Origin of the sequence: Ochrobactrum sp. BTU2 (assembly GCF_024539785.1) — a bacterium.
GTDB classification, from domain to species: Bacteria; Pseudomonadota; Alphaproteobacteria; order Rhizobiales; family Rhizobiaceae; genus Brucella; species Brucella anthropi.
This window is the reverse complement of the sequence record NZ_JAHWRG010000006.1, coordinates 183679-201659: the sequence shown is the minus strand read 5'-3', so window position 1 is coordinate 201659 and position 17981 is coordinate 183679. Positions and strand designations below refer to the sequence as shown.

The following is a 17981-nucleotide window of genomic DNA, read 5'->3' as shown; positions in this document are numbered from 1 at the left end:
GCAACGATGAAGCATCACACGCTGATTGGCGCCGAGGACCATGCCCGCATTGCCGAGGCCATCCGCAAGGCGGAAGCAGAAACCAGCGGCGAAATCTATGCCGTTCTGGCGCGCTCGAGCGATGACTATTTCTTTGCGGCGGGCTTTGTTGCGACTTGCGGCATCCTGATTGCTTCGGTGATCGCGGCCTTTCTCGCCCATTGGTACTGGTTCGATATCCGCCTGCCCATGTTCGGACTTGCGGTGCTGGCGGCGTTCCTGACTGCGATGCTGGTGCTCTGGTTCTTTCCGGCCATTCGCATGTTGCTGGTGCCGCGCCGCATCCGTTACAAGCGCGCCCATCTCAATGCGCTGCAGCAGTTTCTGGCGCGCAATGTCCATATTACGGAGCATCGCACCGGCATTCTGCTCTTTGTCTCGATGGCCGAACATTATGCCGAGGTGATCGCCGATGCGGGCATTCATGCGCGTGTCGAGCAGGACGAATGGAATGCAATTGTCGCGACGCTCATCCATCACGCTTCCCGCGCGCAAGTGGCCGAAGGTTTTGTATTGGCCATTGGTCAGGCCGGGGTGTTGCTGGAAAAGCATTTTCCGGCAGGACCGGACAATATCAATGAGCTGGACGATCACCTGATCGAGCTCTGAGTGTCTGTTCCAAAAGTCGCCATGCCGGGCTGCAAATGACGTTTTCGCCACGGCCTGACGCTTCTTGATTCAGGCACTGACAGGCCGCTTCATTTATCAGAATCATCTGCAACTTTAGTCGGAAATGAGGCGAAGCAGGGCTGCTGCTTGACCCTTTTGGCAGCACTTTTGAGCTGCGCGGAGAAATCCGCTGGCATATTCCGAAATTTCGCGGGAAGTTTTCGAAGTTTTGTTCCAAATTAAATGGATTAAATGCGGTCTTTCTGACTTTCCGGGAAATTTTTCGTTATTTTCAACGAATTGCCATCGAAACCAATGCCTAATCTGCTAGTTTGGCGCGCATTGCCATCATGACAGGAGTATCCGACGTGACTGCAAAGCAGGATCGGTCGAGCAAGGTTAAAGGTTCCAAGGCAAGCAAGGAGGAGAAGAAGGGAGGCAAGTCGAAGGCGCTTACGGCCTTCTCGCAGCTTCTCTTCGAATGGGCGCCGCCAGAAGATCTGGCCGCTTACGATGCTGCCGCTCTCGACAGTTCAGCCCGTCACGGCTATGCCGCCCTCGAATCCTATCGCAAGGGCAAGAGCATCATCAGCGTCGATAATGGTATCGAGCGCCATGGTCGGCCGGTGAGCGTCATCACCATCGTCAACGACAATATGCCGTTCCTGCTCGACTCCATCATGGGTGAGCTGAATGATCATGTCAGCCAGATTTTCATGGTCGTGCATCCGGTTCTGGACATTGCGCGCGAAAAGGACGAGCTGGTCATTCTGGGCGAAGCATCGCAGCTCGCGCCTGCCAAGGGCGTCGAGCGCGTCAGCCTGGTACAGATTCATCTTCCAGCCCTCGACAAGCAGGTCAAGGCCGATCTGACTGCCGCCATCAAGCGCGCGCTCGGACAGGTTCGTGCCGCTGTCAGCGACTGGAAGCCGATGTTGAAGCGCCTCGATGGTGCTATCGCCGATTACAAGCGCGTTTATGAAATGACGAGCGATCCGGCCATGCCGGAGGCCATCGCGTTTCTGGAATGGCTGCGCGATGATCGTTTCATCTTCCTCGGACTTCGCGAACTCACCTTCAAGGGCAAGGGCGACAAGCGCGAACTGGTTCCGGTCAAGGAAACGCTCGGCATTCTCAACGACAATGAAGTCCGCGTCCTGCGCAAGGATGACGACGACACGGTGACGCCGCGTGAGGTAACGGAATTCCTCGACAGCAACGAGCCGCTGATCGTCACCAAGGCGAATTCGCTTTCGCTGGTGCATCGCCGCTCCTATCTCGATTATGTCGGCGTGAAGATATTCGGTGAGAAGGGCGAGGCCATCGGCGAACTGCGCCTGGTCGGTCTCTTCACCTCGGTTGCCTATACGAGTTCGGTTGCAGGCATTCCGTTCATCCGCTCCAAGGCCGATGCCGTCATCAAGCATCTCGGGTTCAACCGCGAGGACCATTCGGGCAAGGCGCTCATCAACGTGCTGGAAGAATATCCGCGCGACGAGCTTTTCCAGATCGATGTGGAAAGCCTGACGGCCAATGCCGAGCTGATCCTTGCGCTCGGCGAACGCCCGCGTGTGCGTGCCGTTCCGCGTCTCGATCGCTTTGGCCGCTTTGCGACCGTGCTGGTCTATATCCCGCGTGACCGTTACGACTCGGTCGTGCGCGAGAAGATCGGACACTATCTCGTTGATATCTATGGCGGCGACAGTTTCGAATTCCACCCGGTCTTCCTGCAGAACGGCCTGACGCGCGTTCAGTTCGTCATCCGCCGTCATGAGCGCTCCACACCGCATGTGGATCGCGAAGCGCTGGAAGCCGAAGTGCGCGCCATTGTCCGCACATGGGACGATGCGGTTCGTGAAAGCTCTGACAGTGCAGACGCAAAGACCGTCGCGCTTGCTGCAAGCTTCCCGCCATCCTATCGCGAAATCTTCACGGCACCGGAAGCGCTGGTCGATGCGGAGCGCATCGCTGGCCTCAGCGCAGAGGCTCCGCTTTTCGTGGACTTTTATCGCTATCGTACCGATGGTCCTGATGCGGTTTCGCTGAAGCTTTATCATCACGGTGCGCCGGTTGTTCTGTCGCAGCGCGTGCCGCTTCTCGAAAACATGGGTTTCCGCGTTGTTAGCGAACAGACCATTGATCTGCCGCAAGCAGGCAAAGATGGCGCTCCGGTCTATGTCCATGACATGCAGCTTGTGAATGCTTACGGCGCTCCGGTCGATCTTTCCGACGATGGCGAGATGCTGGAAGATGTATTCCGCAATGTCTGGGACGGTCTGGCTGACAATGACGGCTATAACGCGCTGGTGCAGACCGCACGCCTGACGGCACGCCAGATTATGATCCTGCGTTCCTATGGCCGTTATCTGCAACAGGCAGGCATCGCCTATTCGCAGGGCTTTATCGCAGCCGCACTGAACCGTTATCCTGAAATCGCCAGCGATCTCTATTCGCTGTTCGATCTGCGCTTCAACCCATCGGCCAAGCGCCGTGATGCGGCTGAAAAGAAGCTGGTCGATGCTATTGAGACCGCATTGCTTGGCGTGCCGAGCATCGACGACGACCAGATTTTGCGCCGTTTCCGCAATCTGATCGAAGCGACGCTGCGCACCAATGCCTATCAGCCGGATGCCGACGGCAAGCCGCGTGTCACCTTTGCCTTCAAGCTCAATCCGCGTCTGGTCGAAGGCCTGCCGGACCCGCGCCCTTATCGCGAAATCTTCGTCTATGGGCCGGAAGTGGAAGGCGTGCATCTGCGCTTCGGTGCTGTTGCCCGCGGTGGTCTGCGCTGGTCGGACCGCGCACAGGATTATCGCACCGAAGTGCTGGGCCTCGTGAAGGCACAGCAGGTCAAGAATGCGGTGATCGTGCCGGTTGGCGCCAAGGGTGGCTTCTATCCGAAGCGTCTGCCGGTCGGCGGCGATCGCAATGCCGTGTTTGAAGCTGGTCGCGATGCCTACAAGGTGTTCATCTCCACGCTTCTGTCGGTCACCGACAATATCGAGGACAATCATGTCGTGCCGCCGGCGGAAGTCGTGCGCCATGACAATGACGATCCTTATTTCGTCGTTGCTGCCGACAAGGGCACGGCCACCTTCTCCGATACGGCCAATGCCATCAGCCAGACACATGATTTCTGGCTGGACGATGCCTTCGCATCCGGCGGATCCGCCGGTTATGACCACAAGGGCATGGGCATTACCGCGCGCGGCGCATGGGAAGCCGTGAAGCGGCATTTCCGCGAATTCGACATGGATATCCAGACCGAGCCTTTCACGGTTGCCGGTGTGGGCGATATGTCGGGCGATGTGTTCGGCAACGGCATGCTGCTTTCCGAACAGATCAAGCTGGTGGCTGCGTTCGACCATCGCGATATTTTCATCGATCCAAACCCGGTTCCAGCCGACGGCTTTGCCGAACGCAAGCGGCTGTTCGAACTGCCGCGTTCGAGCTGGCAGGATTATGACCGCTCCAAGCTTTCGGTTGGCGGCGGCATCTATAGTCGCAGCCAGAAGACGATTACCCTGTCGGCAGAAGCTGCTGCAGCTATCGGCCTTGGAAAGACCTCCGGCACGCCGCAGGAAATCATGACCGCGATCCTGAAATCGAAGGTCGATCTCCTCTGGTTCGGCGGTATCGGCACCTATATCCGCTCCTCCGCTGAAACGGATGCGCAGGTTGGCGACCGCGCCAATGATGCGATCCGCATCACCGGCTCGGAAGTTGGTGCGCGTGTGATTGGTGAAGGCGCCAATCTCGGTGCAACCCAGCGCGGGCGCATCGAATATGCGCTGGCAGGCGGTCGTGGTAATACCGATGCCATCGACAATTCGGCGGGCGTCAACTGCTCGGACGTCGAGGTCAACATCAAGATCGCTCTGGCTGCTGCCATGCGTTCGGGCAATCTCAAGCGCCCGGCACGCAACAAGCTTCTGGTCAGCATGACCGACGATGTGTCCGAACTGGTTCTGCGCAACAATTATCTGCAGCCGCTGGCGCTTTCGCTCAGCGAAAGGCAGGGTCTGGCAGAACTGCCCTATCAGGCGCGGTTCATGGCGGAGCTGGAAAACCGCAAGCTTCTCGACCGTAAGGTGGAGTATCTGCCGTCCGATGCGCTGCTGGCCGAACGCCAGAAGGCAGGCCAGCCGCTGACACGGCCGGAACTGGCGGTTCTGCTTGCTTATGCCAAGCTGTCGCTGTCGGATGATCTGGTGGCAAGCCAGCTTCCGGACGAACCTTACTTCCAGTCGCTGCTGTTCGGCTATTTCCCGAAGCGCATGACCAAGACTTACGCCGAGGAAATCTCCGGCCATCGTCTGCGCCGTGAAATCGTTGCTACTTTGCTGGCAAACGATGTCATCAACCGTGGCGGTATCACCTTCATCAGCCGTCTGGCCGATACGACGGGCAAGTCGCCTGCCGATATCGTGCGTGCCTATGTGGCAGTGCGCGACGGTTTCGAGATCGATGCGATCTATGATGCCATCGATGCACTCGACAGCAAGGTGCCGGGCGATGTGCAGAACCAGTTCTACCATCTCGTCGGCGAAATGCTGCAGGCGACGACGGCCTGGGTGCTGCGCAACGATACGACACGCGCCAACCTGACGGAACTGGTGGATACGATCACCAGGGCACGTGCCGAACTGGAACCGCGTTTCGACGGTCTGATGCCGGAATATCTGAAGAGCACGCTTCAGGCCGACAAGGCCGCTTTCGTGGAAAAGGGTGCACCGGAAAAGCTGGCTCAGCGTCTTGCCAATCTGCAGCTTGCAGGCATCATGCCGGACATCGCGCTGATCGCGCATCTGGCCGGTGCCGACCGGGTGGTAACCGCCAAGACCTATTTCGGTGTTTCGGAAGCCTTCCGCATTGGTCGCATCGAGGAAGCTGCGCGCTCCATCCCCGTCACGGACTATTATGACGGGCTTGCCCTGTCACGAGCAAGCGATACGATCACGCAGGCCGCGCGCGGTATCACCATTGCGGCGCTCAAGCGTTTTGCCAAGGACAAGGATCCGGCAGCAGCCTGGTTCGCAGCCGATGGTGCGCGTATCGAGCAGGTGAGAAACCGTATGGTGGCGCTGACGGAAGGTGGTGACCTGACAGTCTCGCGACTGGCGGTTGCAGCGGGCCTGATGTCCGATCTGGCGCAATAGAAAACAACGACATAATCTTGCAAAAGGGCGGCTTCGGTCGCCCTTTTTGTTTCTTTTGAAACAGCATTTCGGGTTATATGGTGCCGCTGATAAAAGCGAAGTATCCAACCGACTGGCCGGTCAATGGTTGGACCAACTTCTTGTCCGGGGGAAGGAACAAACAATTGAGCGATCAGGTTCTGCCTGCTCGGGGCTATGCCTCGCGGCGCGGCGTATGGGGCTGGATATTTTTCGACTGGGCGGCACAGCCATTTTTCACGGTTATTGTCACCTTCATTTTCGGTCCATACTTCATCTCCCGCATGGCCGACACACCTGAAGCCGGGCAAATTGCCTGGGGCTATGGTATCGCTGCCGCAGGTTTTGTGATCGCTGTTCTTTCGCCTGTTCTGGGGTCGATTGCCGACAAGACAGGCTCCCGCAAACCATGGATCGGCTTTTTTGCTGTCCTCAAGATCGTTGGACTCATGACGCTCTGGTTTGCGGTGCCCGGTGCGAACCTGTTCTGGGTGCTTCTGGCTTTCAGTATCGCGATGGTGTCGGCGGAGTTTTCAATCGTTTTCAACGATTCCATGATGCCGCGGCTCGTCCCGCGCAGCGAGATCGGCAGGGTGTCCAATCTGGCCTGGGGGCTCGGCTATCTGGGTGGTGTTCTGGTGCTGATCTTCGTGGTGGTTTTTCTGGCTGCATCACCCGACACAGGCAAGACGCTGATTGGGCTTCCGCCACTCTTTGGCCTCGACCCCGTCAGCGGCGAAGATGCCCGCATCACCGGCCCCATAGCGGCACTCTGGTATCTTGTTTTCATCATGCCGATGTTTCTGTTTACACCCGATCAGGCGCGCGGGCAGCCGCTGCGTCAGGCAATCGGCAGCGGTCTGGCGGAACTCAAATCGACGCTGCGGGAAGTGCGCGAACATCCGGGGATCACGCGCTTTCTGGCCGCCCGCCTTTTCTATCAGGACGGGCTCAATGCCATTGTCGCGCTCGGCGCCGGTTATGCCGCTTCATTGTTTCAATGGAGCATCAACGAGATTGGCCTCTTCGGCATGATCACCAATGTGTCGGCGATCCTGAGCTGCCTTGTCGCGGCGCGCCTCGATATCAGGCTCGGCTCCAAGATCATCGTCATCGGATCGCTGGTGCTTTTGCTGCTGGCTTCGCTCGGTATCGTTTCCACCGGAACGCATTATCTGCTGTTCGGTCTGGTGCCTGTCAGCTATCCGGATGCAAAAGGCTTGTTCTCGACAGCTTCGGAACAGGCTTTCCTCATCTACGGGCTGACGATCGGCGTCGCGCTTGGGCCTATACAGGCCTCGTCCCGGTCGTGGTTTGCGCGCAGCATCAAGCCGGAGGAATCGGGTCGATATTTCGGCATCTATGCGCTGGCGGGGCGCGCGACGAGTTTTCTCGGACCGTTTCTGGTTGCGACAATTACCGCGCTCAGCGGCTCGGCTGCACTTGGCATGTCAGTGCTGCTGCTGTTCTTCGCCGTCGGGCTCTATCTGGCGGCCATAACGCCTTACCCCGCCGACAAGCCGCTTACATCCGGCCCGCAGTAACGGGCCGGAATCTGACTTTTATTCGATCCAGCCGAGTGAACGCTGAACCGCTTTTTCCCATGCGTTGAACAAGCGCGTGCGCTCGTCTACGGGCATTCGCGGATGCCAGCGATGGCCCACCTGCCAGTTTTCCACGATGTCGTGCGTGGATTTCCAGTAGCCGACGGCAAGCCCGGCCGCATAGGCAGCACCCAGCGCCGTCGTCTCGATAATTTTCGGGCGCACGACCGGCACGTCCAGAATGTCGGACTGGAACTGCATGAGCAGTTCGTTGATGGTCATGCCGCCATCGGCGCGCAACTCGGTGATTTCGACGCCTGAATCCTTCACCATCGCATCGAGCACTTCGCGCACCTGATAGGCGCTCGCTTCCAGGGCCGCCCGGGCAATGTGCCCCTTGTTGGCGAAGCGGGTGAGGCCAGCAATGATACCGCGCGCTGAATCCTGCCAATGCGGTGCAAAGAGGCCGGAAAAGGCGGGAACGAAATAGACGTCGCCATTGTCCTCGACGGTGCGCGCCAGCGTTTCGATGTCGCTGCTTTTCTTGATGATGCCGAGATTGTCGCGCAGCCATTGCACCAGGGCGCCGGTAATGGCGATGGAGCCTTCCAGCGCATAAACCGGCTTGGCGCCGTCGAGCTTGTAGGCAACCGTGGTCAGCAGGCCGTAATTGGAGGGCACCAGTTTCTCGCCGGTGTTCATCAGCATGAAGCAGCCCGTGCCATAGGTGTTCTTGGCTTCGCCCGGTTCCAGACATGCCTGACCGAAGAGCGCTGCCTGCTGGTCGCCCAGAATGCCCGCAAGTTTTACACCGGAAAGGGAGGGCAGGGTGATCTCGCCATAGACCTCGCTTGAAGAGCGGATTTCCGGCAAGCAGGCTGACGGAATATCGAAAAGACGAAGTATGTCTTCATCCCATTGCAGCGTCGAAAGATCCATCAGCTGGGTGCGGGAAGCATTGGTCACATCGGTGATGTGGATGCCGCCCTCGGTGCCACCGGTCAGGTTCCAGACCAGCCATGTGTCGATTGTGCCGAAAAGTGCGTCTCCGGCTTCGGCCTTTTCGCGCGCACCCGGAACATTGTCGAGTATCCAGCGCAGCTTGAGCCCGGAGAAATAGGTCGAGATCGGCAGGCCGGTCTTGGCACGCAGCTCGTCTGCGCCACCGTCCTTCGTGTACCGGGAAACAAGTTCGTCGGTGCGCGTATCCATCCAGACGATTGCATTATAGAGCGGCGCACCGGTTTTCCTGTCCCAGAGCAGTGTGGTCTCGCGCTGGTTGGTGATGCCGACGGAAGCGATATCACTTGCCTTCAGTTTTGCTTTTTTGAGTGCTGCGGCAATGACGTGCTGTGTGTTGCGCCAGATTTCTATCGGATTGTGTTCGACCCAGCCCGCCTTTGGATAAATCTGCTCATGTTCGCGCTGGTCGCTCGCGACGATATCGCCCTGCCTGTCGAAAATGATGAAACGCGAACTCGTGGTTCCCTGGTCGATGGAACCGATAAACTGCGTCATGGGGCGGGCTCCTCCGTTGATCCGGTCTATGCTGAAAACGAATTTAAACGAAACAATATGAAACTCAATGAAAACGAGGCCCCGGAATGATCGGTTCCGGGGCCTCGATAAATACTTTTTATAAGGGGTTAGAGCATTTCCGGCAAAAGTGCGGAGCGGTTTTGCGCAGGATAATGCGTAAAAGCTCTAATGGCGGAAGTGACGCATCCCCGTCATGACCATGGCGATGCCATGTTCGTCGGCAGCGGCGATCACTTCATCGTCCCGCATGGAACCTCCCGGCTGGATGACCGCGGTTGCACCGGCCTGAACGGCGGAAAGCAGACCGTCGGCAAACGGGAAGAACGCGTCGGAAGCGACCACGCAGCCCTTGGTGAGCGGTTCTGCAAGACCGGCGGCTTCTGCCGCGTCTTCAGCCTTGCGGGCTGCGATGCGGGCTGAATCCACGCGGCTCATCTGGCCTGCGCCGATGCCGACCGTTGCGCCGTCCTTCACATAGACGATGGCGTTCGACTTCACATGCTTGCCGACGCGGAAGGCGAATTTCATATCGTTGAGTTCGGCTTCGGTCGGCGCACGCTTGGTGACGACCTTGAGATCGAGATCGTCGACCACACCATTGTCGCGCGACTGGACCAGCAAACCACCGGCGACTGTCTTGGCGGCGATGCCCTTGGCGCGCGGGTCCGGCAGGCCGCCGGTGACGAGCAGACGGAGGTTCTTCTTGGCAGCAACGATGGCCTGTGCACCTTCGGTGGCATCCGGAGCGATAATGACTTCGGTGAAGATCTTTACGATCTCTTCAGCGGCTTCCTCATCGAGCGTTTTATTGAGCGCAACAATACCGCCGAACGCCGAAACCGGATCGCAGGCGAGTGCCTTCAAATAAGCTTCCTTGATGGTGGCTGCTTCTGCAACGCCGCAAGGATTGGCGTGCTTGATGATGGCGACGGCTGCGGTGCGGGCAGGATCGAATTCTGCGACGAGTTCGAAAGCCGCATCGGTGTCGTTGATGTTGTTGTAGGAGAGCTGCTTGCCCTGAAGCTGGGTCGCGGTGGCAACACCGGGGCGCTTCTCGCCAGTGAGATAAAAGCCAGCCGTCTGGTGCGGGTTTTCTCCGTAGCGCATGACGGAATGCAGCTTGCCTGCGACCGAGCGATAGACCGGAGTTTCTTCGTTGATCGCTTCGGCAAACCAGTTGGAAATGGCTGCGTCATAGGCTGCCGTGCGCGAGAAGGCCTTGGCGGCAAGCTTCTTGCGGAAGGCAAGCGGCAGGGAGCCCGCATGCTTTTCCAGTTCAGCGACGACGTTGGCATAATCGTCAGGATCGACGACCGTTGCGACATAGGCATGGTTCTTGGCGGAAGCGCGGATCATAGCCGGGCCACCAATGTCGATGTTTTCGACGGTCGTGTCGTAGTCGCCGCCCTTGAAGCGGACTTCCTCGAACGGATAGAGATTGATGACGGCAAGATCGATGCCGCCGATGCCGTGTTCTTCCATGGCCGCGACGTGTTCCGGATCGTTGCGCACGGCGAGCAGGCCGCCATGGACTGCCGGATGCAGCGTCTTGACGCGTCCGTCCATGATTTCCGGGAAGCCGGTTACTTCGGATACATCCTTCACCGGAATGCCTTCAGCGGCAATCGACTTGGCGGTGCCGCCGGTCGAAAGGATTTCGACACCTTGCGCGTGAAGCGCTTTGGCGAAATCGATCAGGCCGGTTTTGTCGGAAACGGAAAGGAGGGCGCGGCGCACCCGATGAAGATCGGGAGCGGGAATATGCTTGGAGCTGACAGCCATAGGGAGTTGGTCTCTTCGTTGCTGAAACGGATGCGTTCAGGAAAGTGGACGGCTCGCCCTAACACAGGCGCGCCGAGAATCCTACCGCAAAAGGCCGGAAAAGAACGGTGAAGAGGTATTTCTTGCCCCGCATTCGGTCCCATTGACCCTCGACCCTTCGAGACGACGCTGCCGCGCCTCCTCAGGGGGAGGGGTGGAGAGCGAATTATACGTAACTGCCAAGTGCGACGCGGCTGAACTGCCAGTTCACTTCCGGTAATTCGGAAGCCGGGAAGGAGAGCACGATCTGCTTCGATGTCACGGGGCCGCGGAAGCCCGCAAAGAAGATCGAATCTTCCAGTTGCGGCGCAACTTCAAAACAGGAGAAGACCCAGGTATCGTCGCGATCCGCCGACAGAACGATCAATCCGTTCTCATCGAAGGAAATATCGACCGATGGATGCAGATGGAAACGCACCGCGATATTGTCGCGTCCGTTCGCCTTCAACGGACGGCCATCGCCGCGATAGAAGCGGTCGGCGCCCTGAATGACGCTGCCATTGTGCGACAGCACAAGGCGACGTTCGTGATAGATGCCGAACAGGCGCGCATAGCCGTCATGGCTGGCAACAAAGCCCTGTCGTCCCATTTCCTCGATCCGGTCACGCTGCACGCGGGTTGGTCCTGCAATGATCGGCGTGCCGATCATGTTGGAGAGACCCGCATTGAGGCTGAAGCGGCACGATGAGGTGTCGTTGATGGTGGCCGTGGAGTGCGCAGCCGTGGAACGGCCTAATGGACGAAATTCCGGCGGACCGAAACGGTCAATACCGGAATTGACGATATAGCGCTGGCGCCCGGAGGACATTTCGAAGGCGAGGCAGCCGGCATGGGCATCCCGCGAAGCTGTGACCGGCGGCGGCAGTCCGGTATCGGCGATGATGGTGGTCGAACCCATCGAGAGCCGTTCATAGCCGGAATAGGGCGCATGGGTCAGCGGCGATCCGGCAGTCTCGTCATGCCTGAGAACCGAGATGATGCGTTCCGGCATGGTCGGGCCAACGCCGTTGAAAAGCGCAAGGCTGCCATCCTGATGACGGAAGAAACGCAGGGCTGGCAACATGCGCTCGACGGCTTCGATCAGCGCCTTGGGCGGTGCTTCCGTGCCGTTGGCATAGGTCTGGCGGAGCGGCAGAAGATCGGCCAGCAGTTCCAGAACCGTAACGGGATTGCGCGAGATATGCCCGCCATCGGGCAGGATCTGGCGTTTCAGCTCATATTCGAGATTGCGCCGGGCGGCGCGTGCAGTCGGCGGCGAAACAGGCAGAGCCAGAGCGGCGAATGCCAATGCGATGCGGGCGCGCAACCGTTCCTCGCCATCATCCATGGCGGCGGCAACGGTGCGCAGATAACGCACCTGCATGGCAAGCGAGCGCATGAAGCGGCGATAGGCGGGAAGTTCGGCGCCTGACAGAATAAGGTTCGAATGTTGAAGCCAGGCGATGATGCGTTGGGCAGTGACTTCCGGTGACCAGGCGATGCCGCCGATCCGCTTGCCGAACATGCGCATCCAGTCATCGACGAGCGCACGCGCATTGGCGGTTGCCAGTTCGCTATTGGCGCTTTTCAAATGACGCAGCCAGCCGAAACTCTGAAGCGCTGCTTCCCATTCTGGCGTTGGCGGTTCGACGGCGAAAGGCGACAATCCGCCGGTTTCGACCAGACGACCGGCCAGCGCAAAACGGCCATGATAGAATTCCTGTGCCAATTGCGGGTCTGCTACGCGCAGATCAGGCGGTGCGATCAGGATACGGTCGGGGGTGAAGCCGGTGAAGCGCCAGCGATAAAGCGGCCCCATGCGCAGACGGCGGCTGAATTTGCGCCAAGCCTGTGCAACGGCCAGTCCCCAAAGATGTGGGGTTTCGCTGAGGGCGACTGCCACCCGGTCTTTCTCCGTATCGTTTGTCATTATTGTTTGGCCAGATCGAGCAGCCAGTTCCTTTGATACAATTGTACAGAAATGGTGAATCGAGCGTTAACCATAACGGGTATCGCGACCCGTTATGGCAAATTATACGATTTGTTTGCTTATATCCGGTCTCAGGCCCGGCGCTTGAAGCGGGCCGCGAAGAAGCCGTCCATGCCAGCCATGTGCGGATTGCCTTCAAAACGATCCGGCGGCAAGTCTGCCGGAGTGGATCGCAGAAAGCCTTCTGCTGTGACCAGCCCATCCAGAAGCCCGTTCAGACTGGGGCAATCCTGCTCCGTGATCGGGAAAGGTTCCAGCAACGGATTTTCCGCTGCCTTGCGTGCCATTTCCTCGCCTTCGAGCGGGTGCAGCGAACAATTGGAAAAGACGATTACGCCGCCGGGTTTGACCAGAGTGGCCGCGTGCGCCAAAAGTTTGCCCTGAAGTTCGGCAAGCTTTGCTATGTCCTGCGGCGTCTTGGTCCAAGGCACATCCGGATGACGGCGCACAGTGCCGGTGGAAGAGCAGGGCGCATCCAGAAGCACGGCATCGAACAGTTCGTCCGGCTGGAAATCCATCAGATTGGTGGCAACGGTCTTCGCCTCGAAGCCGAGACGTTCCAGATTGCCGCGCAGGCGCTTCAGCCGATTTTCGGAAAGGTCGAGCGCGGTCACATTGGCGCCCTGAAGTACGAGCTGCGCCGTCTTGCCGCCGGGGGCGGCGCACAGATCGGCAACCCGTTTGCCCTTGATATCACCCATCAGGCGCGCAGGCAGGCTCGCGGCCACATCCTGCACCCACCAGTCGCCTTCGGCAAAGCCGGGCAGGTCGGTGAGATTGCCTTCGACCGTTTGCAGGCGCACCGAACCGTTGGGCAGTGCGACGCCACCGAGCTTTTCGGCCCATGCCTTTGCGTCACCCTTGACCGTGAAATCGATCGGCGGCTCATAGGCATGCATGGCAAGAATGGCTGCTGCTTTTTCCGCGCCATAGGCGTCGGTGATGCTTTTGGCAAACCACTCCGGCACATTGGTTTCGGGCTCAAGCGTGTGGGCGAGAGCACGTTCCTTGTTGCGCGAAAGGCGACGCAGCAGCGCATTGACGAGACCGGCATATTTGCGATTGCGCGGATCGGCATTGGCCGCTTCCACCGCCAGATCGACGGCGGAATGATCGGGCAGATTGAGATAGAAAATCTGGGCGATGGCGACATGCAGAAGATGTTTCAGCGCCACGGCGTTTTCCGGCAATGGCCGGTCCAGACGCTTGTTGATGGCGCGTTCGATGCTGCCGCGATTGCGGAGCGCAGAACCCAGAATGGCGCGAACCAGCGCGCGGTCGCGCGGCTCCAGCGCCAGATATTGCGGATGGCCGTGCGTATTGTCGGTCAGGCCGTCGAGCGAGGTGTTCTTTTCGATTACCGCGCCAAGAAGGCGTGCCGCACACAAACGCGCCGCCAGACCGGGGCGCAGGTCTGCGGCATTGGTGTTCATTTGCGGCTTTTTATTTCCACGCTTCGGCGCGGGCTTTTTATCGTTCACACTGTTCTACTTTATTTAGGACCACGGCCCCCGATAACCGGAACCGCCATTGCTGTTACCGCCTGCATTACCCCATGGACCGCTGCTTTGGGAAGGGGCAGCGGCACGCGGTGCCATTCCAGCGGAGCGGATGCCCATTTCGGCAGCCATCTGTTCAAGTGCGGCGATGCGGTTATCGGTATCAGGGTGTGTCGAGAAAAGATTGTCCGCACCACGTCCGCTCAAGGGATTGATGATGAACATATGCGCGGTTGCCGGGTTGTGTTCGGCTTCCTCGTTCGGGATGGCCTTGGCGCCGCGCGCGATCTTGCCCAGCGCCGAGGACAGCCACAGCGGATTTCCGCAGATTTCCGCACCGCGCTTGTCGGCGGCATATTCGCGGGTGCGGCTGACGGCCATCTGCACGATCATCGCGGCAAAGGGCGCGACGATCATGGCGAGAATGGTGCCGACCACACCCATAATGCCGTTGCCGTTCTCGCGATTGCCGCCCAGGAAGAAGGCAAAATTGCCGAGCATGGATATGGCACCGGCAAGCGTTGCGACGATGGTCATGGTCAGTGTGTCGCGGTTCTGGACGTGCGCCAGCTCGTGCGCCATCACGCCTGCGACTTCTTCCGGCGTCAGGCGGTTGAGGAGGCCAGTCGTGGCTGCAACGGCAGCATTTTCGGGATTGCGGCCCGTGGCAAAAGCGTTCGGCTGGTCTTCATGGATAATGTAGACCTTCGGCATCGGAAGGCCCGCATTGGCGGCGAGCCCACTCACCATGCGGTAATAGTCCGGTGCGCTGCGCTCATCCACTTCCTGCGCATTGTACATGCGCAGCACCATCTTGTCGGAGTTCCAGTAGCCGAACAGGTTCATGGTGACTGCAATCACAAGCGCAATCATCATGCCGCCGCCGCCGCCCAGCAAATAGCCGATGCTCATGAACATGACCGTCATGAGGGCGATCAGCATGGCAGTTTTTGTCATATTCATCTGCGGCGGTCTCCAAATCCTAGGCTGCATGACCCGCAAGGGTTTTGCACGGCAAGCCTTTCTGCCTATATGATGGGTATGAACAGGCTTTGCTTCAATGTTCGAAGCAAAAACCGAGAACGGGATTGTGACCGATGAGCGAAAAAACCGAAAGCCCGCAAAACGTCGACAAGCGCACGTTCGAAGACCTGCCGCCTGCTGCCCAGCGCGCATTGAAGGAAGCTGAAGCGCGCCGCGCTGCCGAAAAGGCAAACGAAGCGCCCCGCGAAATCGGTGGTCGCGGCGGCAAGGACCCCGCCCGTTTCGGCGATTGGGAGATCAAGGGTCGGTCGATCGATTTCTAATAAGTTTGGGATATTGTCGCCCTGCTGGCCTGCAAATCGCGCTCTTCTGCGCTTCCGGTGCTCATGTACTTTTAAGTACACTCCGCTCCGGTTCTCAAAGATCACGATTTTCGTCTCAGCAGGACGACAATCTCATCAAACTTGGGCGCCTTCTCAGACCGCGTTGTTAAAAAAGCCCCGGTTTCCCGGGGCTTTTTATTATTTCTTGTTCTGGCGATTTTCGATCAGGTCGTCCACGACGCCCGGATCGGCCAGCGTCGAGGTATCGCCCAGTGCACCAAACTCGTCTTCGGCGATCTTGCGCAGGATGCGGCGCATGATCTTGCCCGAGCGGGTTTTCGGCAGGCCCGGCGAGAACTGGATCTTGTCCGGCGTGGCAATAGGACCGATTTCCTTGCGCACGTGCTGGGTCAGCTCCTTGCGCAGGGCGTCTTCGTCCTGAACTGCTTCGCCGGTCATCAGCGTGACGTAGCAATAGATGCCCTGTCCCTTGATCGGATGCGGATAGCCCACGACAGCGGCTTCTGAAACCGAGTGATGCGAGACGAGTGCCGATTCGATTTCTGCCGTGCCGAGGCGATGGCCGGAAATGTTGAGCACGTCATCGACGCGGCCTGTGATCCAGTAGTAACCGTCTTCGTCGCGACGGCAGCCGTCGCCGGTGAAGTACTTGCCCTTATAGGTCGAGAAGTAGGCTTCGATGAAGCGCTTGTGATCGCCGTAAAGCGTGCGCATCTGGCCCGGCCAGCTGTCGATGATGCAGAGATTACCGTCCACCGCACCTTCAATGACAGCGCCTTCATTATCGACCAGTTCCGGCTTGATGCCGAAGAACGGTCGTGTTGCCGAACCTGGCTTGAGGTCGGTTGCGCCGGGCAGCGGGGTGATGAGAATGCCGCCGGTTTCCGTCTGCCACCATGTATCGACAATCGGCGACCGCTGGTCACCAACGACGTTGTAATACCATTCCCAGGCTTCCGGGTTGATCGGCTCGCCAACCGAACCGAGCAGGCGCAGCGTCGAACGCGACGAGCGGGTGACGAATTCATCGCCGGCGCCCATCAGGGCGCGGATGGCCGTAGGCGCAGTGTAGAAGATATTGACGTGATGCTTGTCGACGACTTCCCAGAAACGTCCCTGATCGGGGAAGTTGGGCACACCCTCGAACATCAATGTCGTCGCGCCGTTGGCGAGCGGGCCGTAGACGATATAGGAGTGACCTGTCACCCAGCCCACATCCGCCGTGCACCAGTAGATGTCGCCGTCATGATAGTCGAAGACATATTGATGCGTCATCGATGCATAGACGAGATAGCCGCCGGTTGTGTGCAGCACGCCCTTCGGCTTGCCGGTGGAGCCGGAGGTGTAGAGGATGAAGAGCGGGTCTTCCGCATTCATCGGTTCCGGGTCGCAGGTCGGTTCGACGCTAGCAACTTCCTGATGATACCAGAGATCGCGGCCCGGTCCCCAGCTTACCTTGCCGCCGGTGCGGCGCACGGTGAGAACCTTGTTGACCATGACATATTGCTTGGCCGCAATGTCGATGGCGGTATCGGTGTTTTCCTTCAGCGGAACCGGCTTGCCGCCGCGCACGCCTTCGTCGGCCGTGATGACGAAAGTGGATTCGCAGTCGACGATACGACCGGCAAGTGCTTCCGGTGAGAAACCGGCGAAGACGACGGAATGCACAGCGCCGATGCGCGCGCAGGCCAGCATCGCATAAGCCGCTTCCGGGATCATCGGCAGATAGATCGTGACACGGTCGCCCTTCTTAACGCCGTGCTTCTTCAGCACATTGGCGAGGCGGCAGACATTCTCATGCAATTCGCGATAGGTGATCTTCTTGTCGATATAGGGATTGTCGCCTTCCCAGATGATCGCAACCTGATCACCACGGCTCTTCAGGTGGCGGTCGATACAGTTATAGGAAACGTTGGTAACGCCGTCCTCATACCATTTGATGGATACGTCGCCGTTGAAATCGGTGTTCTTGACCTTGGTGAAGGGCTTGAACCAGTCGATGCGCCGTCCGTGCTTTGCCCAAAAGCTGTCCGGGTCGCTCACGCTTTCCTGATACCATTCGAGATAGGTTGCGTTGTCGATGAGCGTGTTTCTCTTTGCCTCGGCAAGGACCGGGTAAAGCTTTTCCGACATGATTTCCTCCTTCAGCATTCCGCGAGCCGGACGATATCCCGCTCGTATAAATGCACCCAAAAACTGACCGGCACCTCCCGCCGGATGAGACGGTCCACCGTGAAAGGCGAGACCATCGGGTGCCCTGTCTACCTTCCATTGCGGGCAAGGTAAATTAGACAATCGGCGCGTCTAGGATCCACAATGACGCATCGTCAGAAATAGCAACTGGCAGCACTCGCTGTCGAATGGTGCTAATATATTGTTTTTACAGTTTAAAAACCATTTGGAGTGATTATCTCCTATTCAGGAGCCTGACAATAAGGCTCTTCACAAAAAGGGGA

The 17981-nt window shown here is 58.7% G+C and carries 10 protein-coding genes; 4 read left to right on the top strand and 6 right to left on the bottom strand.

The window, feature by feature from the left end:
• The first annotated feature begins 6 nt into the window (after nt 1-6).
• The 3 genes from KWJ32_RS19385 (at nt 7) to KWJ32_RS19375 (ending at nt 7369) form a co-directional block, all read left to right on the top strand.
• Nucleotides 7-648, top strand: a complete 642-nt coding sequence (locus KWJ32_RS19385; RefSeq protein ID WP_012091244.1) for a TPM domain-containing protein — start codon at nt 7-9, stop codon at nt 646-648.
• A gap of 368 nt (nt 649-1016) precedes the next feature.
• Nucleotides 1017-5807 carry an NAD-glutamate dehydrogenase gene (locus tag KWJ32_RS19380; protein ID WP_151610320.1) on the top strand — a complete coding sequence of 1597 codons (4791 nt, stop codon included), beginning with the start codon at nt 1017-1019 and terminating at the stop codon, nt 5805-5807.
• Nucleotides 5808-5971: 164 nt separating this feature from the next.
• Nucleotides 5972-7369 carry an MFS transporter gene (locus tag KWJ32_RS19375; RefSeq protein ID WP_346016087.1) on the top strand — a complete coding sequence of 466 codons (1398 nt, stop codon included), beginning with the start codon at nt 5972-5974 and terminating at the stop codon, nt 7367-7369.
• An 18-nt stretch (nt 7370-7387) separates the two neighbouring features.
• Here KWJ32_RS19375 and glpK read toward each other — a convergent pair whose 3' ends face one another.
• The 5 genes from glpK to htpX all read right to left on the bottom strand — a co-directional run bounded on the left by glpK (nt 7388) and on the right by htpX (nt 15160).
• Nucleotides 7388-8887, bottom strand: a complete 1500-nt coding sequence (gene glpK / locus KWJ32_RS19370) for a glycerol kinase GlpK (protein ID WP_256886170.1) — start codon at nt 8885-8887, stop codon at nt 7388-7390.
• A 186-nt stretch (nt 8888-9073) separates the two neighbouring features.
• Nucleotides 9074-10690, bottom strand: coding sequence for a bifunctional phosphoribosylaminoimidazolecarboxamide formyltransferase/IMP cyclohydrolase (gene purH, locus KWJ32_RS19365; RefSeq protein WP_061347959.1), 1617 nt, complete (start codon nt 10688-10690; stop codon nt 9074-9076).
• A 205-nt stretch (nt 10691-10895) separates the two neighbouring features.
• Entirely contained in the window at nt 10896-12638 is a 1743-nt protein-coding gene (locus KWJ32_RS19360; RefSeq protein ID WP_010661483.1) for a heparinase II/III family protein, read from the bottom strand.
• A 131-nt stretch (nt 12639-12769) separates the two neighbouring features.
• Nucleotides 12770-14179, bottom strand: coding sequence for an RsmB/NOP family class I SAM-dependent RNA methyltransferase (locus tag KWJ32_RS19355; protein WP_040129082.1), 1410 nt, complete (start codon nt 14177-14179; stop codon nt 12770-12772).
• Between the two features lie 15 nt (nt 14180-14194).
• On the bottom strand, nt 14195-15160 hold the full coding sequence (htpX, locus tag KWJ32_RS19350) for a zinc metalloprotease HtpX (protein ID WP_012091250.1): 966 nt from the start codon (nt 15158-15160) through the stop codon (nt 14195-14197).
• A gap of 134 nt (nt 15161-15294) precedes the next feature.
• Here htpX and KWJ32_RS19345 point away from each other — a divergent pair, with 134 nt between their 5' ends.
• Nucleotides 15295-15504: a DUF1674 domain-containing protein gene (locus KWJ32_RS19345; protein ID WP_012091251.1), complete on the top strand. Its 210-nt coding sequence runs from the start codon at nt 15295-15297 to the stop codon at nt 15502-15504.
• A gap of 198 nt (nt 15505-15702) precedes the next feature.
• Here the strand turns inward: KWJ32_RS19345 and acs are convergent, their stop codons facing one another.
• Entirely contained in the window at nt 15703-17658 is a 1956-nt protein-coding gene (gene acs, locus KWJ32_RS19340) for an acetate--CoA ligase (protein ID WP_010661479.1), read from the bottom strand.
• Nucleotides 17659-17981: the final 323 nt, after the last annotated feature.

Bases quoted from the DNA above. Each gene is read 5' to 3' on its own strand.
- KWJ32_RS19385 (WP_012091244.1), top strand. From the start codon at position 7: ATGAAGCATCACACGCTGATTGGCGCCGAGGACCATGCCCGCATTGCC.
- glpK (WP_256886170.1), bottom strand. From the start codon at position 8,887: ATGACGCAGTTTATCGGTTCCATCGACCAGGGAACCACGAGTTCGCGT.
- purH (WP_061347959.1), bottom strand. From the start codon at position 10,690: ATGGCTGTCAGCTCCAAGCATATTCCCGCTCCCGATCTTCATCGGGTG.
- KWJ32_RS19360 (WP_010661483.1), bottom strand. From the start codon at position 12,638: ATGACAAACGATACGGAGAAAGACCGGGTGGCAGTCGCCCTCAGCGAA.
- htpX (WP_012091250.1), bottom strand. From the start codon at position 15,160: ATGAATATGACAAAAACTGCCATGCTGATCGCCCTCATGACGGTCATG.
- KWJ32_RS19345 (WP_012091251.1), top strand. From the start codon at position 15,295: ATGAGCGAAAAAACCGAAAGCCCGCAAAACGTCGACAAGCGCACGTTC.
- acs (WP_010661479.1), bottom strand. From the start codon at position 17,658: ATGTCGGAAAAGCTTTACCCGGTCCTTGCCGAGGCAAAGAGAAACACG.